The sequence below is a fragment of the Streptomyces sp. NPDC104313 genome, assembly GCF_055583985.1.
In genome coordinates this window covers 1-20,456 of record NZ_JBVJMW010000030.1, presented here as the reverse complement: position 1 = coordinate 20,456, position 20,456 = coordinate 1, and the positions used below count along the sequence as shown (strand labels likewise).

Here is a 20,456-nt window from a genome sequence, read left to right as displayed (position 1 = left end):
CCGACGGCGCTGCTTTGAGCCGATGGCGCCGCGTCATCGACGATCTCGCCGCCAACGGCGACCGAAGAGCTGTCGAGCTCCAACGCATCGACGAGTAACGCCGACCAGTCCCCAGCGGCCACTTCGCTATGCGCTCCTATCTGAGCGACACCTTGTCCGCGCTACTGCCTACACCGAGGAGGGGTGTGCGACAGGGCGCTCACAGGTTCGAGAGTGCGACTGTCCGATGCCTTCGGGCGCTCAAGCGGCCGCGGACCGCACTGCCGGGTCAGCGCATCGCGAGCAGAGAGCGAACGGTGGCCGCTTCGCTGTTAAGGCCGAGGTCTTCATACAAGGTTGCAGCACGGGTGAGATGGGTGACGGCTTGTCCCCTGTTACCCGCGTCGCTCCATGCCTGGCCGAGACGGAGCAGCGCATGGGCATGAAGGTCTTGGGCATTGCCGCGTTCGCAGGCGGCCTGGGCTCGCACCAGAAAGGCAATCTGCTGCTGTGGTGTGAGGTCGGTCAGCAGCTCGGCACAGGCCATCAGGATCGCCGCTTCGTCGCGCGGACTTCCTACGGCGCTGCTGACTTCGACGACCCGCTGGCAGACCGCCCGTACCTTCTCGGGCTGCCCCGACGCCTGCAGCGCGTATGCCGCCGTACACAGAGCCTTCGCTTGGTTTGCGGTGTCGCCGAGACTCTCGAACAGCAAGGCAGCCTCCTCTGCCGCATCGCACGCTTCTGGGAAGGTCTCCAGCTCCTGGTGGTCCAGGGACAGGTTGCTCAACACCGCTGCCTGCTCCCGGATGTCCTCGATAGTTCGTTGGACCGCCAGGGCTTCCTGGTGGATCTGGACCGCCTCGGAATGCCTTCCCGACTCTCGCAGGGCCGAGCCGAGACCGTTGAGAGCCTTCCCTTTTTCGTTATGGTCGCCCATCGAGGCGAAGAGGCTGGCAGCCCGCGTATGAGCATTGCAAGCGTCGTCGTAGCGTGAAACCTCGGTCAGGGCGATGCCGAGGTTGTTCCATGCTCCGGCCTCGGCGGCACTTTCTCCCGCCCGGTGGGCGACGTCACACGCCGTCGTCGTCACGGCGATCAGGTCGTCGAAGTACCCACACCATTCGAGATAGTCGTAGAGGATAACTGGAAGATTGACAGCGAGGTCCTGATGCCCGCTGGCGGCTGCGACTGCCACGGAGGCGGTGAGGTTGGCGCGCTCGCGGTCCAGCCACAAGAGCGCCTCGTCCAGATCTGTGAAGTCCCCTGACGTAGGCACACCTGGCTGAAGGTGTGAGGTTGCTGCCAGGGCGGTCCGGGTATAGTACTCGAGCAGCTGGCGCAGGGATGTCGCCGCTTTCTGCGCGGCTTCTCCCGCATCATCGTCTGCTGCAGTGCGGGGCGTGCCGTGCACGAGTTCGGTGGCGTATTCACGCACGAGGTCATGCATCGACCAGCGTTTGTCTGCGCAGTTGAGCAGGTGTGCCTGGATGAGAGAACGCAGTACGGCCCGCACGGTCGGCAGTGGGCGGCCGACGAGAGCGGCTGCGGCCCAAGGACTGATGTCAGGACCTGGATTGAGCGCCAGGAGCCGGAAAAGCTCGGCATGATCCGGGGGCAGGCGGCGGTAGGACAGGTCGAATGCGGCGCGAACGGCACGCTCACCGTCGTCGAGGAAGGCCAGTCGTGACTGGGCCGCGGCCAGCTCTGCCGCGAGCTCAGCGACTGTTTGATCGGGTTCCAGGATCAGCAGGGCGGCGCTGATGTGCAGGGCCAGCGGTAGATGCCCGCACAGGAAGGCTAGTTCGTCGAGCCCTTCGCTGCCCTCGACGACGCGCTCGTCCGCTGGGTTAGCGGTCTGCACGGCGTGACGGATGAGCGCCACTGCCGCAGGGGCGGTGAGCAGAGCAAGGTCGACGATCCGCGCGTTCAGCGTCGCCAGGGTATGCCGGGAAGTGATCAGGACCCGGTGCGTGGAACTGCCGGGGAGCAGCAGCCGGACCTGGTCGGCACTGGAGGCGTTATCGGCCACGATCAGCAGGCGTTGCCCCCGGGCGGCCAGGTCCTCCAGTTCGGACCGGTACAGCGCTGCCCGTTCCTCCGCTCCTGTAGGAATGTTGGCAAGGGCGACGCCGAGAGCCCGCAGGAACGCTTCCAGCACCTGACCGGCCTGAACCGGATTCTCGTCGTATCCGTGCAGGTCGACGAAGAGGCTGCCGGTGAACGACCCGGCCTGGGTGGCGGTATGCCCCGCCGTTAGGGCAAGCGCCGTCTTGCCGACGCCAGCAAGTCCCGCGACTGCTGTGACCAGGACCGGCGGCGAGCCGTCCTGCAGACTCGAGAGCACCAGATCCACCTCGGCATCCCGGCCGCTGAGCAACGGGGGCGCAGCCGGAAGAGACGCAAGCGCGGTCGGTGCCGGCGCGGGCGGATACACCTTCACAGTCAGAGGGCTGTCGTCGCCTGTGGTGACGGCGCCGATATTCCCTGCGGCCGCAACAGACCGCGGCCCCGACGCCGCGACACCCGATTCCGGCACCGAGAGAGCGCGGCCGGAGAGCGACGGCGAGTCCTGCGGGACCGGTGCTGCTTCGGGCTTCCTCCACTGCCGGCTCATGCGCGCGCGTCCTCTCTGGTGATTGCCTCGCCACTCCCGCTAGCAGCTGGGGTACCGAGTTTCACCTTGTCGCTGGCGGCCACCATTGCGTTGCTTCCATCCGCAGCGAGTGAATGATCCCCCCGTGCTTGTGTGGACTGGCTGCTCACGCGTCCCCCGTCGAGGCGCTGTCGATGTCGCCGCCAGCTGCTACGGACCGGTCGCCGGCTGCGGTCGCACTGCCAGATGCTGGGCGTGGCGTCGCAGGCATGGTTGGAGCAGGCGCGGGTGTGGCGCCGTCGCCTGTCGTAACGGAGCCGATGCTCCCTCCGGCGGCGATCGACCGTTCTCCGGTGGCGCTGACTGCCGCTCCGCTGGGCGAGGGAGAGGCCGGTGGCGCGAAATGGGCATACAGGGCCAGGGCAAACCCCAGCAGACCTGCTGCACCACCGCCGACGCTGGCCCAGGGGTCTGCCGCCTTGACGTCGATGACTGCGCCGACGACCAGTGCTGCCACCCCAGCCCCGCACAGCCCGATACCCGTGTACATCAAGGCCCTCATGGCCTCATCAACTCCTCTGTATGGTCCTAGGACAGGTCCGCAACTATTGTGCGGTTCTGAGGATCCTTCTTGCGTATGAGAGCTTGCCTTCCACGCTGTTGGGTGCGGAGTCAGCGCTCAAGTCGAGCGGTGGCCTGCCGCGACGAGTGTGCGCCCCTGCAGGGTTCGATGCAGCAGTGGAAGGGTTTCCTTGTCGGTGGGTTCATCGAGGTTGCAGCCCATCCGGCGAGCCGTGAAACGCCAGGGCAGGTCTAAGCGCCCTGGTCCATACAGCCGTCCCCGCATAACCCGCCCTCACACCTGTTGCGCCTTCCAAACGAGAGGTCCTCTCCTACGGGGTGCTCGGTCGTGACCAGGCCTTTGGCAGGCGCTTGTCAGGCCTGGGCCGCGCGCACCGGGCACACGGGCAATCCGTCGCCCTCACGCTGCTATGGGCAGCATCGCGTCGTGAGCTCACCGCAGAGTTCAGTTCTGGCCAGCCGAAATGGTTCAGCACGAACAACCAACTCGGTTCACGGGCACGGGAGTCTGCGCACCACAGTTGTGCACTGGGCCACCGTCCGGCCCCCGCAGGTCGCCCGGCACTGGGACGAGCAGGGGACGTGGCTGCGCCCGCCGCTCCTGATCGAGAGGCGTCTCCTGGCCTCGGGCGCCGACCGGCCGCAGGTCCTGGAGGGCCGGACATGCGTCGGGGTTCTGCTCGGCCGCCTACGCGGGCACCTGCACGTCGCCCCCAACCACCAGGCCTGGGTCGGCCGCCGGTGACAGACGTGCCCCGCTTTCGTGCGTACGCTGCGAGCGTCCGGCGTTCCCACAGAGAGATGCGGATGTTGGAGAACCCGTCTGTACCCCGGCCCTCGTCCTCGAGGGGCACCGGCGAGCGATGCTTTTGCGCCTGGTGGAGGCTGAGCAGACCTCAGGACGGGTGAGGGCCCTCCGGCGCGCACGCTTCCGCCCACGGACGGCTACCGTCTTCCTATGGGCGCAGATGAGATAGAGCAAGCGCAGTCGGAGCAGGGCTGGAACTACGGCTACGGCTATGTCTGCGCCGGGTGTGTCGATGACGAGGCCCTTGCCCGGAAGATCGCAGCAGATGCCTACGCGGACGAGAATTGCGACTACTGCGCGCGCACACCGGCAGCCCTCATCGACACCCTCCTGCAAGCATTCTTCGACGGGCTGCACACTGAGTACTCCCTGGCAGGCGCCGAACTTGCTTACTTCGGCGGCGAACTGGTGCCTCTCAACCGTTGGGAGGGCGACGACCTTGTCAACCAGTACGTGGACGTCTTGCACGGCGAAGACCTGCAGGAAACCGTCCGCGAGGCGGCCCGTCACGATGACGTGTGGGTTGAGCGTCACTTCATCGAGCCTCGCCAGGACGAGGCACTGCTCGATGGATGGAGGCGCTTCAGCCATGAGGTGATGTACCGAACCCGGCATGTTTTCTGGCTGGCCCCACCCCACAAGGACGAGGCATATCTTGGCGGAGGGGAAATCCCTGCCGCAGCCATCCTTGATACCCTCGGCGACCTCATTCCCCAGGCAGGTCTCCTCCACGAGATCCCGGCCGGCCATCGTCTGTGGCGCGCACGTGCCCACGACGACCTCGAACAGCACTGGTCCGCAAGTCGGCTGGGGACTGCTTCGCCAGCCCAGGCCCGACACCCCAACCGGATGAGCCCGGCAGGCATTCCTCTTTTCTACGGAGCCGACAGCCCCGCCACCGCCATCCAGGAAGTGGCCCGGCACGCCACCCCCAGTACCAAGTTCGTCACCTACGCCGCATTCGACACCACCCGACCCTGCACGGTGGTGGACTTCACCCGCCTGGGGCCCATTCCGACGATCTTCGACACCGACCGCGCACACCTGCGACGGGCACTGATCTTCCTCCATGCCTTCGTGACAAGCCTCAGCGCTGACCCTGAGGACCGCGAGCACCTGGAGTATGTCCCCACGCAGATTGTCACCGAATACCTCTTGCGGGTCTTCGGTCGGGAACGGCCTCTGGACGGCCCGGTGTTCGCCTCTGCTGCAGGACGCGAGGGGCTGTGTACGGTTCTCGACACCCCCCAAACCCACTGCCTTGAGCCGGGTGCCCCAGAACCCGACGAACACGCCGCCCTGCGCCTGGTCTCGGGCACCTTGCAAGCACACCAGCCCCTGCCCCCGCTAGCTCGCGCTGAGAAGAAGCCGGGACCGTCCACAGGCGCCTGACAGCCCAACGCACCCAAGCTCGCACAGTGTCCTGGCCGTACACCTGGGCGGTGGGCCACTGCACCAAGCCGAAACACCATGATCAACACCATTGATTCAGGCGGGGCATAGACGCCACAACACCCCGCCCGACCGATCTGAGGCAGGGGCCGTGGGACAGAACTGGAGTGCGCTCGCTGTGGCCATCGTCGGTGTCGTCGGCACCCTGGGTGCAGCCCTGCTGACACAGCGCAGAGCCGACCGGCTCAAGCGCCACGAACTCGAAGTGACTACCCGCCAACAACGCGAGGACCGCGCTCACGCCGAACAAGTCCGGCAGCAGGAAGCGCGCATCTCGACACGGCGTGAACTGACCGACCTGCGACGGGCCTGCTACATCTCGCTCAACACCGCGGCCCGTCAGTACCAGACCGCACAGATCAACGTCATGCATGCCCTGCGCGCCCGGGATGACGCAGAGACCCGGACCTGTGCCGAACAGCTCGAGGAACGGCGCCTGGCCTATCGAGGCAGCTACGCCGAAGCGCAGATGATTGTTCCCGCTGCTGTACTGAGAGACACCAGGGCGGCAAACCGGCAACTCAACAGCGCCTACGGCCTGCTGAAAAAGATGCTGGCAGGCAGTCACCCCGACGGCGGTGAACTCAGCAGGCTAGAAGTGGAGACCGAGATGTCGTGGGCGCTGCCTTCCGACCTGAGGGCCGCCATGCGCAGCGATCTTGGCGTGGATGAGGCTTCCGAAGAGTAATCCCAGCGTCGGTTCCGGGCACGAGCCGCTCAGCAGCCTCTCCCGGCGGGATTCGAGGACAGCGCGCCGAGCCCCGAGTAGGTGGCATCGCCGGGCGCGGCAGACCTGAAGGTCCACTGCACCGTTCGGCAGGCCAGTGTCAGAGGCGGCGTGTAGCGTCCGGCCGTGAATTACGGACTGACGCGCCTGCTGCGTACTGAGCGCGCGTTGATGGAGATGAAGCTCGGCGCCGGTGCTCACGGCGCACAGTTCGCGGCGTACGACGCCTGGGCAGAAGCGAAGGGCATACCGGCAGCTGACCGCTACCTGGTGGGCCCGAATGCCGATCCGATCCCGGACGGCCCGAGAACCTGGTCCCGTCGCCTCACCTTCGACGGTCTCCTCGGCGGCTGGAATAATTCATCGGACTACCTCGCCCGGCTGCTGGCCGTCCGGGCGCACCAGCAGCTCGTGGCGCTGGAGGCCGAAGCGACCGGCCCGGCGGACCAGGCCTCGACCGGGCTCAGCGACGCACTGCGGCTGCGGCGACTGGCGCGCCTCACGCAGACTGCCGCCCCACAGGGCACGGTGTTCAACTCGCAGCAGCACTCTCAGATGGGAGCTCCGAACATCTGCGCTTGGCGAGAGACGGAAGACGGCTACGTTGTCGCCGAGATCCAGCGCCTGCAGCCCAGACGCGGAACGGACAGCCCCTTCGAGATCCGCATCATGGTGCAGACGCCGGAGGCCACTTCCGCCACCAATGGATCCCTTGCGGACCGCCATCAAAAATGGCTCGCCCGCAACATTTTCGTCCAGCACGCGGGCCCCCACGTGCAGGCTCTCGTGAGGGACCCGCAGGACGACGGATTCAAGAAGAAGCCAGGAGCGAAGGGCCATCCGCAGTACTACGGATACGAGGGCGGCGGGCACGGAAGCTCTGTAGTACTCCAGGACGCGGTCGACCTGAACGACATGACCACGGCGTTCTCTGCCCTCCTGGAGTACCTCGCCACCTACCCAAAGCCGTAGACCAAGCCAGAGTGCCCTCCCGACGGAGGGCCACGCGCTGCTGATCAAGACTACGTCACCCCCCAGAAGGAAGACGGCCGTGCCCCCTTCGATTTCGGCTAACGTCGCGGCCGCTGACATGCGTCGGCTGGGCAACGCCGAACCCCTGGAGCCCTACCCAGGCCGGGCCCGCGACCCCTGGATGTGCCGTCACATCCCCTGCAAACAGGTCATTTACCCCAACCGCAACAACGTGATGAGCGGGCAGGGTGCCTGCATCTGGTGCGCGCCGAACGCCCCGAAGAACCCGGAAGCGGCTTCGACGACGATGCTGAACACGGCTTTATCGTGCTGGTGGACTTCCTCGGGACGTAAACCATGGCTGTCGCGATGCGTCGCGGCCGGGCACATCGTGGCTCCCCGGTACAACAACGTCACCAGCCGCGCCGGCGGCTGCCGGTTCTGCAAGCGATACGGCCCTGGAGACCCGCACGAGGCGGTTGCCGACATGCGGGTCGTCGGCTTCCTCCCGCTGGAGCCGTTCAAGAACATCGCCTCGCCCTGGCTCTCACTATGCGAGCGGTGCCAGAAGATCTCATCCTCCAGGCTGAACAACGTCCGGAACAGAGGTGAATGCTGCCAGCACTGCGCGCGATACGGGTTGGACCCGGGCGCCCCGGCCCGACTGTACGTCCTTTCCCACGCCGAGTACGGCGCCGTGAAAATCGGGATCAGTGGACTGCGGACCCGCGAGGACCGCGTCGTCCGGTTCCAGAGCCACGGCTGGGTGCCATTCGCTCAGATCCAGTTCGCCACCGGCGCGGACGCCTACCGCACGGAGCAGAGGGTGATCAAGTTGCTCAGGGCCGAGGAGCACCCAGTATTCCTCAGCGACGCACAGATGCCGATCGGCGGCTACAAGGAGACGTTTGACGCAGCGCGGGTCTCCGCCGGACGGCTGTTCGTACTTGCGAAAGGAACGGCAGGGGGCGGCGTCGTCAGGCCGCGGTCCGCGATGCCCCGGTGACGCAAGCCAGCCCCGCCGCGAGGTGCTCCGGCAGCAGCCCGCGACGCGCCCACGCCATACGCGCTACCCGCCACCCACGCGGATTCGCATCGAGGTGGATAGTCCGCTCACTCATCAGCTGCTCTTCGTGCTGCCGTCACTCTTTCCGAAGTACTCACGGGGCGGCAACGCGGTGCTGTTCGACGTGCTCGGGCGACCCGTGACCGGATGCTCCCGGAGCAAGTCCCCCTCTTTCAAGGCGGGTGCGCCAAAGCGGTCCGCAGAGAGCGACGCTACAACGGACGGTGTTGCTGCTCGACTTGGCGATATCGCACTGCAGCGCACATCTGGAGGGCGTCGCGTGACGTCAGCGGACGTCGTCGTACCAGTCAGAGGACTGCTGCAGGTAGCGGTAGCTGACCCACTCCTGCGCCAGACGGTTTCCGTTCAGCAGCAGCTGTGTGCCGCCCGTCCGGCATGGTGCGGGAAGCCACTGGGCCAGCTCACCGACGGTCGCGGCGCTGACCGAGGCTTCCTTGGGTGCTGCAGGATGAGGCTGTCCCAAGGACTGAAGCACCTGGTAGAGGCGCTGAGCAGGCTGCACCGGCGGAAGCCCGAGATCGAGCGCGGTGGCGGAAGCCCGCAGCGGGATCCGCAGCCCGCTGGTGTCCAGGTCGCCGAAGTACCTGATCTGAGTGATGCCATGCTTGGCCTTGATGGCACGGATCGATGCCCGAAAGGTGCCGCCAAGACCCCACGCGACGTAGCCGAGCCGGTGATCGGCAGGCAGGCTCTCCACCAGTGACCACCAGGTGGTGGAGTTCTCGACCACGAACAGCACATTGCCCGCTCCGACGCGGCAATAGTGGCTGTCGCTCCCCTCCAGCGGGAACGTCTCTGTGATCAATGGCGGTGGAGGCCTGAAGGCTTGCAGCAACTCGTCGAGCCGGGCTGAGTCCGAGAACAGCGGCCCGGAAGCGAGTGTGTCGAACGTCTTCTCCGGCATGGGGAAGTCAGCCGCGCTGCCGAACGTTCCGAAGATCTCCAGGGCTCGTTCCCTCAACGGGATCCGGAACAGATCGGGTCCGCTCTTGAGCCACTGGTCGATCGCCGTATAAGCAGACCGCTGCTTCGCAGTCGCTGTCGCCCAGTAGGAGGCCAGCCAGGTCAGAGCGGGGTGCCACATCGGCATCGGCGGAACGACCGGCGGCGGAGCCTGCGCCAGCAGCCGCACCTTGACGGGCAGAGACACCTTCTCCGGGGTACGCCGCTGGATCTGCTCGATCAGACCAGTTGCTTCCAGCGTGTCCAGCGCACCGGCCAGGACCGCCGGCTCGAACGCCTCGTCCACATTCCGGTTCGGCACACGGCGGAAGACCTCCCACACGTCGTCGAGGGGGATCAGCGCTGCCTTGTAGCGGCTGCGGCCGTGCGCCGCAGCCCACTCCCGCAGCCCCGCGATCAGATCATTCTCCCGGCGTTGCAGTGCCATCGTCTCCCCCGAAGATGCCGCGTGATTCCTCACGGCGGAAGATTCTGGCACTGTCGATCCGCCCGGTACCGTCCTCGGGGTCAAGAGTGTCAAGGTGCGGCCGGAACACGTCGTCGACGACCAGGTACTTGCGTGCCGCCCGCAGGTCGGCGTCGTTGCGCAGCCGGACGATCAGCGGGAACTTCCCCAGGGCCTTCTCGTCGTACAGGCCGGTGGTGTAGACGAGCTGCACCCCCAAGGCCTGCGCCACCTGCCGTTGCAGATCCAGAAGGTATTCGGCGTTCGCCCGGCCGATGGGGTTGTCCAGGAACAGAACTCCAGCGTGACGCGACCGCTCGCGTCCCTTCTGGTTGGCCCGCAGCGCAGCCATTGCGCAGTAAAGCAGGATCGCCGCAGTCAACTGCTGGCCTCCGGAGAAGACGTTCTTGACCTTCGACACCCGTACCCGTTCGGTGCGCAGGACCATGTCCGGCTTGAGCACGTGGACCTTGAACCCGGCAGGAACGGCGGTATGGACCGCGCGCAGCATCAACGACAGCCCGTCGCGGGCCACTTTGCGTCCGTCGCCGGTGCGGCCGGTCGCGGCTTCCTCCGCGAGCTCGCCCAGACGAGGCAGGAGCAGTTCGTCGGGCTGCGGATTGAAGGAGAACTGGATGAACTCCTCCTCGGCCCAGTCGCCCAGGCTCTGCGGAAGCTTGGACAGCCGCTGGGCAGAGCGCAGCAGGGACAGGGCTTTGTCACTCTCGCCCTTGAGATGGTCGACGATGGTCTGCCGGTGCTGATTCACTTCGTCGATCTCATCGCTGAGGTTCCGCCTGCGTGTCTGGAGCGCGGCCAGCCACTTCGTCGCGTGCTCGGCGGTCTGCTCGGCCGACAGCTCGATGATCTGCTGCCGCACCGGGATGGTCAGGCGGGAGTACTGGTCACCCGCGGCGTGCCGTCGGCTGTGCTCCGCAGCCCTACGCAGGGTCTTCTCCGTGAGATTGAGATCTTCCTTGGCTTTCCTGGCGGAAGCGTCCAGATGCAGGTGGTCCCTCCAGGCGGCGTCGCCGTCGCCCGCGTAGGGGGCGGCATCTGGCTCCGCGGCCGCGTCCGTCAGCACCTGCGAGAGCCGCTCGAAGGTCTCGGCCGCGTCCTTGGCCCGTCTCGTCTGCTCGGCGGCGGCCTCCTGCTGTGAGAGCGCGGCCGCCTCGGCTGTCCGCGCGACTGCGTACTGCTTCTCCGCGTCCGCCACCGTCTCCAGACACCAGTCGATCGTGTCCGGCACGTCGCCGGGCGGCATGGGCTCGGTGCCGTCGGCGGTCTGCTCGCGGAACTCCTGGCGCCGCTCGCTCAGGGCATTTTCGTGCCTGCCCTTTTCTTCCGCGGCCCGCTTGTCCGCAATCTCTGCCGCCGCGAGCGCTCTGAGGGCCAGTTCGAGCGCCTCGGCCCGGCTGCGCTCGTCCAGCGCCTCGGGCATCTGCAGCAACCGCAGGGCCTCGTCTCGGTCCGCCTGCGGCAACGCGGAGAACACGGCCGCTGCCTCCTGGGCATCCTCCTCAGCCCGGACAAGCCGCGCACGCAACTCTCCAGGGACCGCCGCCCTGTCGAAGTCGTCCTTGGCCTTGTTGTAAGCCTCTCGCAATACCGGCACCGGGTCGCTCGGCGGCTCACCTTCGAACAGCATCTCCTGCACACCAGGCAGCTCGGCCCACTCCTGGGCGGCCACAGCGGCGGCCCGGCGCTGCTCATCGCCCGCCGCTTGCCGGCCCTCGGCGGCCCGGCGCTGCTCATCGGCAATGCCCTGGGCTTCCTCAGCCTCCTCCTCGTGGATGCCGCGCTGCTCCTGGGCGGCCGCAGCCTGCTCACGCCATGCCGGGATCTGCGCCAGCCGCTCGCCGAGACCGGCCAGCCGACGGCTCACCTTCTGCCAGTGCTCGTGATCCTGCCGCGTGTCGCCGAGTTCACCGCGGATCTCCTCACGGCGCTCCGTCAAGGCTTCCATGGCCAGGCGCTGCCCCGTAGTCACCTCCTCGGCCTCCGCCAGGGCACTGACGGCGGCCGCGTGATCTTCCCGCAGTTCCGCCAGCGCCCCAGCGGGGTAGTCCTCGCGCCACTGGGTGACCCGTCTAAGCACCACCGCATCGTGCTGCTGGGTGCGGTGCAGCTCCTTCAACCGTTCCTCGGAGCGAGCCCAACGCTTCTCGATGAGCTTCTGCTCGGCCTCGGCGGCCTTCTCCTCATACAGCGCGGCGTTGAACGGCAGCGTGAACAGCACCCCCTGCGCGGGGCCCCCGTCTGCCTCATACAGCCCCGCGACCGTGCCTACAGCGACGTGGTAGGCCGTTGGCGTCGCCCGGTCGAGGACCTCCCGTGCCCGTTCCTGGTCGCCGTCCGAGTTCAGCAGCACTCCGCTGACCAGATGGGGAGCACCAGCGAGCATCTCCTCGCGCTTGCCGGGCGGCAATTGCGCGATGTACTTCCAGCCCGGCCAGGCATCAATGCGGGGCTCGGACTGCTGAAGGAGTCGACAGGCGTCCACCACGACCTGCGGCGGAGGCAACAGGTGGCCGTCCTGCAGGGCCAGCCGGGCCACATCATCACGAGCCTGTTCGACCCGCAGCGCGACTCTTTCCTTCTCCGATTCCGCGATGGCCGCCCCCAGCCGCTCCAGCAACACCTCCGCGTCCGCCTCCAAGCGCACCGCCGCCCCCAGCAACTCCGCGCCCCTGGAGACCATCTCGATCGCGGAGGTCCGTGCCTCAGCGCTTTCCAGCAGTCGCTGCGCCTGGCCACGGCGACCCCGCGCAGCCTCCTCCTCACGGATTGCAACGGACAGAGTCCCTTGGACATCGCCCTGCCGACGGTCGACGCTCTCCTGTTCCCGTTCCAGGGCGTTGATCCTGTCCGCCGCGCGGACCACAGCCTGCCGGGCATCCGCTGCTGCCTGGGGGACAAGGCCGGCGGCGGGCGCCAGCCCGTCCATGACAGCCTGCTCGGCCTCAGCCTGCGCCGCAGCGACACGCCCCAGTAGCTCAGTGGCCTGCCCCTCGGCCCGCTCGGCTTCCTTCAGCGCTGCTTCACGTGCCAGCCGGGCCTCCCTCTCGTCCCCCTGGTGCTTGCGTGCCTCTGCGAGCTGCTGCTCCTGTGCCCTCTGAGCCTGGTCCTGGAGCCCTAGCAGCCCCCGGGCGAGTGCCTCTGCGGACCGCTGCCGAGCCTCAAACGCCGGCTCAGCCCCCGCTTCCCCTTGCTTCACCACCAATGCCAGGTTCCTGGCGACCGCCGACTTAGCCAGATGCCGATGCGCTGGCCCGGTCGCCCTCCAACCGTCCACCACGGCTTTCGCGTCCAGGGTGCTGCGGGCGGTCTCCTCGACATGGCCCTTGGCCCGAGTGAACCGCAACTGCGCGAGCCTGTACGACCGTCGCGCCACCGTCGCAGCCCAGCGACGCGTGAGGCCAGCTGCGCCGGTGGCCTCTACGTCGCAGTTGTGCTCCTGGCGCTGCAAAAGCTCCAGGCGGTCCTTGTCACCTCGAACGCGGGCTCGGACCTGCCCGTTGAAGTCCGCGACTTCCTTGCCCGTCTGCTGCACGTGGACACGGGCCGCGTTCACCGCATCCGCCGCTTCGACCAGCGGTTCAAGCAGCGTCATGGCCTGTTCCACGAAGTCCAGTTCCAGCAGCAGGTCCTTGCGCCCAGCGAGCTGATGGGCATAGGTGGAGACCAGGGAGGCAAGCTCGTTGAGGCCCTTGTGGTCGTGCACGGCCTTGAGGAGGAAGTCGACGAACCCGCCGTCGGAGTCAAGCGTGAACGCGTGAACAGCCTCGCCCTCGTCCCGGTTCATGGCCCGCTGATACCGGAAGAGCTCCGGGTCGAGTCCGAGCTGTCCCAGCAGCTCCGTCCACTCCTCCTGAGACTTCGGCCAGTTCATCTGGAGCCGTTGATCCTGGACGCCGAGCTCCTTCACCGACTCCCGGTAGGACGCCATAGCCCGGTACTGGCCGTCCTCGACGATGGGAAGAGTGTCCAGACCGAGCGTGTCGGTGGGGTGGAACGCATACCAATGCTCGACGAGGTTCTCGGCAACGGTCGAGACGGCCTGGTCCTTCCAGCACAGGACCTTGGCGGTGACCAGCAGCCGCCCTGTGACGCTGTGCATCCACTCCAGAACAATGTGGGAGACGTCCCGCGCCAGGACATAATCCTCCAGCAGACGCGGGTCCGGGGCGTCCCTCACCTGCCTGCGGCCCGGCAGGACGACGGAGAACAGCAGCTTCAGCAGGACCGACTTTCCGCCACCGTTCTCCAGGAACACCACACTCGCCGGCGACGGACGCACCACCTGAGGAGCGGCGCCGAACAGGTTGCCCTGAACGGCGGCGACCGGAAGCCCCGCACCGGAGAAGTCCAGGATGACATCCTTGAACCGGGCGCCCGCCGGGCCGGCCGAGCACACACGGATACGGGACAGCTCGTACATGATGGCTTGGTTTCCGCTAGTAGAGAGTGCCGTCGTCGCCAGTGACGCGCAGCGACTCCGTGACGTCAGCGGGCGGCACTACGCCCAAGAGCAGCAGCTCGCGATACACATCGACCGCAGCCAGCTCACGGACCTGCAACTGGTAGCGGCCGGTGGTGCGGTAGACCTTCACCGCAAGCTCCAGGTTCTCGCTCTCGGTGAGCAGCCCCTTGTCGACCAGGTAGCGAAGGGCCTTGCCGACAATCGCCTCCGTCGTCGTCGCAGCCACCTGCCCGCTGTTCGTCTCACCGGCCTCCGACCTGCGCGCATAGGCCCGCCACGCGCGCTCCAGCTCCGGTGCCTCCAAGGGCGCGTCACTGTTCTCCTGCGCCTCGGCTGACCGTTCGGCCAGATCCTGACACGTGTGGCGCACGTGTTTGTCGACCACGGCGGCCGTCACCGCCCCCACATAGCTATCGTCCGCCAGGTCCTGAGGCCGAGGGAAACACAGCGCGGCGATCGCCAGATGTGCGAGGCCGTGCAAGACCCGCTCCGCTTCACGCTGGTGACTCTGCCGTGCTTGGCGCGCGTAGCTCTCCAGCCGGGTCTCGAACACCGAACCGGGAACGGGCACGACCACTGCGCCCGCGCGCATAGTGACCCCAAGGGCCTGCAGGCCCAGACCCGTCGCGCAGCGCCGCACCAGGTCCTCGAAGGCAGGCTCCTCGTCGAAACGCCGCACCAAAGTGGCATACTCCGCGTCCCGATGCGGGAGCAACCGCGGCCGAAACGCAAAGCCGATCAGCCGGGTCGCGGCCTCGGCGTCGTCCTGACCGTACGCACCCGCATGGCTCATGTCCCCGCCTCCGTGTCCTGTGCCTGCCCTGCTCGGTCCGAGACGTCCGGCAAAGGCTGCTGCACGCGCGCTGTCGTCAGCCACAAGTCGTCGCCGGCAAAGCCGACACTGTCCAAGGCAACATCCGCTCGTACAGCCACCCGCACCTGGTCCTGTCCGCGCCGCTGCGCGGCACCGGCATCTGGGCTGTAAGCGTGCAGCCCAAGCAGCGCCACCAGCGCGGGCAGGTCCGCATCGAGCAGGGCCGCCTCCTCCAACAGACTCGACAGCGAGCGGACCTCCCCAGGCAGATGCAGGAGCTGCTCGGCCATCTCCCACTGCGCGGCAGTGAAGCGCGTGGTCTCCTCCAGCCGCTCCACCTCCGGCTCCTCCACCCGCCCTGCGAACCGGGGCGGCTCCGGCGCCGGACGCAGCAGCGCGGGCACCAGAGTGGCCAGATACGGAAGATCCGGCACAGCGGGCCCGGCCGACCGGCTGAAGAAGCAGTCGACGGCCCCGACCGCATCCGACACCGGCAGATCCAAAGCGGGACGCAGCAACTGCCCGAACAGATCGAACGTCGACCGGTGAGGCTGCACCGAAAATTGCTGACGGTCCTGCTCCGCGCGGAACACCCCCCGCGCTTCCAGCAGCCGCTGCTGCAGGCGCATGTGACGCCGGATGCAATCTTCGACAATGTCGACAAGCTCCGCAGCCTGCCGCTTGCGCACCGAGTTCACCGCCTCATCCCGGGCCTCGGCCATGTTCCTGGCGATCGCCCGCTCCGCACGCACCCGCTCCTGGACGTGCGCCAGCGCCTCGCTCAGCAGCTCCGGGAACTTCTCCCTCCAGTCCACCGCCTGGATGTTGCGCCGGGTCGCCTCCAACTGAGCATGGATCAACTCCCCGTACTGGATGGTGCGGACCCTCGCCTGCTCCGCCACCTGCTTCGCGTCCGTGAGCCGCCCGCGCCTGATCAGGTTCGCGAGCTTGACCTCCGCAGCCTCCTGGGCAGACTCCACATCTGTGTCCAGCGCGCCGACCAGAACGTTCAATGCCTCATGCGAGGCATGCAGATACAGCACGCCGGCACTGTCGCGACGCTCCACGATCAGCTTGAAAGGGAACACCAGCACCCGGTAGACACCCGTCGCGTCCACAGCGCCGTAGGGACGGCGAAACGCCCGCTCGACGTCACCGAGATTGATCAGACTGTCCAGTACCCAGCGTGCCACCCGGGCGTGCTCCTCATCCGAACGCTCGGGCGCCTGCCGGGCCACAAACCGCTGGACCCGGCTCAGGACATGACGCCGGCTGGCACCGGTGTCGAAATCCATTGCGATGGCCACCTGGTCGATCGTGTGCAGGCCGATCTCCGCCATCTGGTAGACCCGGGCATCGGCCCACTCCACCATGCCCTTGTTCGCGTCCAGGTCATGCAGGGGAGCCGTACACGCCAGCGCCTTCGCCCGACGGATCAACCCCTCGTCGTGTAGCAGACCATCATCCGCTCCAGCCGCATCCGCGCGCGTACCACGCCCGAAATCCACCAGGCCCCTCCCACATGCCGACCACGGTCCGCGCGTACGTACCTCGCGCGAGTCGCAGCCCCCTCCGCCCCGCACACAGCTTGCCTTCGCCGAACCCTCCCGGGTCACCATATGCGCGAATTCCTTCGGGAGGACCCCTTCTTCCTCATCACTGCGTGCCCCCAGCCCCGGTCATATTCGTGACAGGCGAGGCGCCGAACACCTACGACAGTTCCACCGAACGGCAAGCGCCGAGCGCACCAGCTGCCGTGGACTTGAGGGTGTACCGAAACCGAAGCCACACCCACCGGCCCCAACGCACGGGGGCGAGCACGCCCCAGGGACCCTCGACGCGCTCACCTACCCCCGCGGCCGACGTCTGACCCACCAGCCCCTCGGACAGACACAAGGTGCCTCCGGCTTCACGGTGCTCAGCGACCACCGTGACAAAAACACCGCCAGCGGCCAGCGCGCCCCGCCATTGATGTACAGCGTCTGGCCGCTGACATACGAGGCGTCGTCAGAGGCGAGGAACGCGATCACGGAGGCGACCTCCTCTGGCTGCCCGACACGGCGTGCGCTCGGCGACGAGCTGCTGGTGTTCCTCGGCGTCGGAGCCGCGGCGTCTTCGTCTTCGCTGGAGCGCATCACCCGTGCTCTTCCGAACAACAACCCTTCCGCGAGTCTCCGTACAACCGGTCGAGCGTGCCATCTGGAGAGCCCACCGCACTCGTCGAGCCAGAGCCAGACGGCACAACGAGCGCCAGTTCAAGGCGCATGCCGCACTGGTTGTTGGCGCGCTACGAAAGGCAGAAGCCCGGCAGGACTCCGACCCGGGCCGCTCCCTTGAAGATTTCACCGTGATGCTGCTGACAATCGCCGAACGCTACGCCGAGGGTCGCATCGACGACCTCCTCGACGCAGATCAGATCGCTGATGTGGTTCCAGCCGCGCCGAGAGAGCGGATCCGGGCAGTTGTGATGGGTCTCACGGTCGTACTGGTGATGGCTGGTGCTGCCCTCCTCGGATTGCCCGAGGCTGCGCTCATCCCTCTGCTGCCTGTGGTGGTCGTGTTCGTTGCCGTCGTCTTCAACCGTGGTCGAGTTCCTGCTACGGGGCAGTTCACCGACTTGATCATCCCTCGGTGGAAGGCGTGCCGGGCTACCGCCACGCCTTCCAGAAAGCTGGATGCGCAGCTGTCCTGGGGCAGCTGCACGCCCTTGCTGAGCCGCTCACCCGCCCCGCCGACTCCGGTGACCCGGCAGCAACGCCCGCCGGGGAGGAACAGGAGCTGCCCGCGGATCTGCTGGAGTCCCACCCGGCAGTGTGCGCGCGGGACTGCCTCCTCCACTACGCCGTCAGCTGGGCCACCTGGGATGGCAAGATGCCCGGCGACGTCCTGGACCTGTCCGCCGGTGTCCTGGCCGCCGGCGCCGAGGAGGTGGTCACCGCCTCGGCGTGCACCTGCCCCTCCTTCGCCGCCGCCCACCCCGAGCTGTACGCGCTCGCCCCTGGCCGGCCATCGCCGGCCGCCGCGTGGCTGCACGAAACTTCCGTGCGAACCTCCACAGTCATTCCGAGTCACGCTGGATGAGCAGCGTGAATCCTGCCGGACCGGGCAGTGTGCGCGACCTTCGCAGCCCCGTTACTGCCGAGCACAGGACCTTGAACGAGGGTAGTGCTCAACCACCCTCGGACGGACCCGGAAGCTTCCAATCGAAGGTAGTGCCGTGTGCCCCCACGTCTTGGATTCGAAGTCACAGCCTTACTTTCCACCTTGTTCCGTTTAAGGCATGCGTGACGGCGAGTTTCCCCCCTGGCCTTCTTTTTTGCAGCCGGATGCCTGTGACTGGTTGTCAGGCAGCAGCGGACAGCCCGGTGGACCGCTGGGCGCCGAAGGTGGTGTCGAAGGCCAGGGAGCGGGATACAGGGACGAGGTAGTTCGGGGAGCCGGAACCAGCGCTTGAGTAGGGGCCGTGCCGGCCGGCTGTCAGGACGTCATGGGGTGAGGACGTCGAGGTCGTCGAAGACGTAGTAGACCGGGAGCAGCGTCCAGGCCACGAGCTGGAGGTGGGCTGTGACCGCCGCTCGTTCCACGACGTGTCGGCTGGTGGCGCGGCTGGTCATCCGGCTCTTGCAGTCGATCAGCGCGATCTGCTGTCCCTTGGAAATGATGAGGTCTGGGGTCCAGCGCAGCGCGCTGTCGGTTCCTCGAAGTGCGGATCGAACGGGATCGGTCAGTAAGCCCTGGCCCCACGCGTTGACGTTCCATCCGCGCCAGGTGAGTTCTTGGGCGACCCCCAGTTCGTGCGCGTCGCCCCTACGGCCTTCCTGTGCTGAAAGCTCGGCATAGGGGGAGTGTGGCGCACTGACGCCGGTCCGAAACGAACGAGAACCGTAGAGCGGCGAGGTTCCGCCAGCCCTCCACGGCGGTTGTTGCCGGTCGTCGTTGTTCACCATGGTTCAGGGGTGTCCCGCCTTGCCTCATCCAGGCCCCGTCAGACTTGTCCGGATCTCACCCCTGCCTCAGACCGCCAACACCGCCCCTGGTGTGCTCGCTTGGCCATGAGCCGGTCCAGAGCCGCGCCGTCATCCGGTCCACGCCATCAGCCATCCGCCGCAGCTCCATCGTGAACATGCGGGTCCGGCCGGCATCCAGGCCGCCAACCCCGGCAGCACACGGCACAGACGCACACCCAGGCCAGACAGCTGCCAGCCCACAACGTGCTGCTGTCAGTGCGCGATGGAAGGATGACCCGGCTGGCTTTCGTGCGATGCCCGCGTCAGCCGGGAGACGTACCGTGGGGGGTAGATTTTGACGAATCAGGAATCCGAGCTGTGTCGGCACTGTGGTGAGCCGATCACCAGTTTCGACGGCCACTGGTCCCACGGACGCCACGGATACGGTGGATGGGGATCTGTCGGATGCAGCGCCTACAGTTTCACCCTGCGCGGTGAATGGGACACCCGCCTGACAAAGGCCGAGAAGGCGAGTCCCCGGACCAGGGCCCAGCTTGCCGGCAGGGAAGAGTTTCCCGCCTGGCCTGGACTGCAGCAACAGCGTTGGGAAGCTGCGCGGAAGGAACGAGAGGCTGCCGCGCTGGCCGCCACCCGCTTCTCACCGAAGCTGTCGAAGGCGGTCCAAGCCGCCGAGGCGGCAGCGGCCGACTCCCGGAAGCCACACCTTCCGCACTCTCGAGCGCCGACGCCAAGCAGTGATCCTGGCCATGGAGGAACAAGCCCGTCGCGCCCCGGCACGGAAAGGACACGCGGAACTGGGCAGCATCACGGCCGACGACGAGCTGGCCCGGCTCATGCAACTGACCAGAGACGTGCTCCGCTCCCTGCGCGCGGCAGAAGACCTTCTGCCGCTGGCAGAGGCACTCAAAGCAGCGGCAAGCCGTTACACCGCCCGCATCGACCAGATCGCTACGGCTCCTTGCCGCGGCAGGCAGACGGCGCACCTACCGAGCGAAACACGCTGAAGGCCGTACGCCAACGCGTAGCACGTCACAAGGAGACTCGCTGACCAACAAGCGCCGACGTCGAGCGAGCGTAGCTCGCTCGACGTGCTCGGCAGGCAACGAGAGCCTGCCGGCCAGGCGCGGCTACAGCCTCGCCCGAAACAGCCAGGCCGTCAGGCCAAACCTTGCACCGCGCCACCACAGACGAGCCATTTCCAACGACCGGTAAGAGAGAGACACCAAATCAAATCACTGCCTAAAAACCAAGATGACATCACCAGCGCCGACAGGCGCACACACAACCCCACCCCCGACCGACAGGGAAGGGGCAAACACCACACCAACCCACTGTCATGCCGCCAGGCATGACACCCCAACAAAACACTAATCCACCAACCCCTTTGCCCCGCCAGGGGCAAACCCTCACCCACCAACCCACCGTCAGGCCGCCAGGCCTGACACCCCACCACCCATCGGCCGTGAGGCCGAACACCACTCACTGTCATGCCGTCAGGCATGACACACCAACACCTTCCGGCCGTCAGGCCGGAGTTGGGCCGCCAGGCCCAACTTAAGAGCCGAAAGGCTCTCCGCCCC

General features: G+C 67.0%; 15 protein-coding genes. 7 read left to right on the top strand and 8 right to left on the bottom strand.

Going from position 1 to position 20,456, the window contains the following annotated elements:
• Nucleotides 1-268: 268 nt before the first annotated feature.
• Nucleotides 269-2,596, bottom strand: a complete 2,328-nt coding sequence (locus tag ACZ60Q_RS35530) for a tetratricopeptide repeat protein (protein ID WP_469641707.1) — start codon at nt 2,594-2,596, stop codon at nt 269-271.
• 1,084 nt (nt 2,597-3,680) lie between these two features.
• Between ACZ60Q_RS35530 and ACZ60Q_RS35525 the strand changes: the two genes are divergently transcribed.
• From ACZ60Q_RS35525 to ACZ60Q_RS35510, 4 genes are all read left to right on the top strand, one after another.
• Nucleotides 3,681-3,902, top strand: a complete 222-nt coding sequence (locus ACZ60Q_RS35525; protein ID WP_469641706.1) for a hypothetical protein — start codon at nt 3,681-3,683, stop codon at nt 3,900-3,902.
• A gap of 213 nt (nt 3,903-4,115) precedes the next feature.
• Nucleotides 4,116-5,357: a HEPN-associated N-terminal domain-containing protein gene (locus ACZ60Q_RS35520; RefSeq protein WP_469641705.1), complete on the top strand. Its 1,242-nt coding sequence runs from the start codon at nt 4,116-4,118 to the stop codon at nt 5,355-5,357.
• Nucleotides 5,358-5,508: 151 nt separating this feature from the next.
• The gene (locus ACZ60Q_RS35515) at nt 5,509-6,105 is read left to right on the top strand and encodes a hypothetical protein (protein WP_469641704.1); all 597 of its coding nucleotides are present in this window, start codon (nt 5,509-5,511) and stop codon (nt 6,103-6,105) included.
• A gap of 165 nt (nt 6,106-6,270) precedes the next feature.
• Complete coding sequence (locus ACZ60Q_RS35510; protein ID WP_469641703.1) at nt 6,271-7,116, top strand: hypothetical protein; 846 nt, start codon at nt 6,271-6,273, stop codon at nt 7,114-7,116.
• 213 nt (nt 7,117-7,329) lie between these two features.
• Here the strand turns inward: ACZ60Q_RS35510 and ACZ60Q_RS35505 are convergent, their stop codons facing one another.
• The gene (locus tag ACZ60Q_RS35505; protein WP_469641702.1) at nt 7,330-7,563 is read right to left on the bottom strand and encodes a hypothetical protein; all 234 of its coding nucleotides are present in this window, start codon (nt 7,561-7,563) and stop codon (nt 7,330-7,332) included.
• A gap of 40 nt (nt 7,564-7,603) precedes the next feature.
• Here ACZ60Q_RS35505 and ACZ60Q_RS35500 point away from each other — a divergent pair, with 40 nt between their 5' ends.
• Nucleotides 7,604-8,122: a hypothetical protein gene (locus ACZ60Q_RS35500; RefSeq protein WP_469641701.1), complete on the top strand. Its 519-nt coding sequence runs from the start codon at nt 7,604-7,606 to the stop codon at nt 8,120-8,122.
• Between the two features lie 346 nt (nt 8,123-8,468).
• Here the strand turns inward: ACZ60Q_RS35500 and ACZ60Q_RS35495 are convergent, their stop codons facing one another.
• The 5 genes from ACZ60Q_RS35495 to ACZ60Q_RS35475 form a co-directional block, all read right to left on the bottom strand.
• Complete coding sequence (locus ACZ60Q_RS35495; protein ID WP_469641700.1) at nt 8,469-9,593, bottom strand: Wadjet anti-phage system protein JetD domain-containing protein; 1,125 nt, start codon at nt 9,591-9,593, stop codon at nt 8,469-8,471.
• Nucleotides 9,568-14,052 (bottom strand): coiled-coil domain-containing protein, encoded by a 4,485-nt coding sequence (locus ACZ60Q_RS35490; protein WP_469641699.1) that lies wholly within the window; start codon nt 14,050-14,052, stop codon nt 9,568-9,570. Before ACZ60Q_RS35490 ends, ACZ60Q_RS35495 begins: the two co-directional genes overlap by 26 nt.
• 16 nt (nt 14,053-14,068) lie before the next feature.
• The gene (locus ACZ60Q_RS35485) at nt 14,069-14,887 is read right to left on the bottom strand and encodes a hypothetical protein (RefSeq protein WP_469641698.1); all 819 of its coding nucleotides are present in this window, start codon (nt 14,885-14,887) and stop codon (nt 14,069-14,071) included.
• Entirely contained in the window at nt 14,884-16,416 is a 1,533-nt protein-coding gene (locus ACZ60Q_RS35480) for a hypothetical protein (protein WP_469641697.1), read from the bottom strand. Before ACZ60Q_RS35480 ends, ACZ60Q_RS35485 begins: the two co-directional genes overlap by 4 nt.
• A gap of 339 nt (nt 16,417-16,755) precedes the next feature.
• Nucleotides 16,756-17,043, bottom strand: coding sequence for an SDR family oxidoreductase (locus ACZ60Q_RS35475; protein ID WP_469641696.1), 288 nt, complete (start codon nt 17,041-17,043; stop codon nt 16,756-16,758).
• 496 nt (nt 17,044-17,539) lie between these two features.
• On the opposite strand from ACZ60Q_RS35475, the gene ACZ60Q_RS35470 reads away from it, so the two are divergent.
• Entirely contained in the window at nt 17,540-17,989 is a 450-nt protein-coding gene (locus ACZ60Q_RS35470) for a hypothetical protein (protein WP_469641695.1), read from the top strand.
• Nucleotides 17,990-18,393: 404 nt separating this feature from the next.
• Here the strand turns inward: ACZ60Q_RS35470 and ACZ60Q_RS35465 are convergent, their stop codons facing one another.
• Nucleotides 18,394-18,855: a hypothetical protein gene (locus ACZ60Q_RS35465; protein WP_469641694.1), complete on the bottom strand. Its 462-nt coding sequence runs from the start codon at nt 18,853-18,855 to the stop codon at nt 18,394-18,396.
• 767 nt (nt 18,856-19,622) lie between these two features.
• Here ACZ60Q_RS35465 and ACZ60Q_RS35460 point away from each other — a divergent pair.
• Entirely contained in the window at nt 19,623-19,880 is a 258-nt protein-coding gene (locus ACZ60Q_RS35460; protein ID WP_469641693.1) for a hypothetical protein, read from the top strand.
• Nucleotides 19,881-20,456 lie beyond the last annotated feature (576 nt).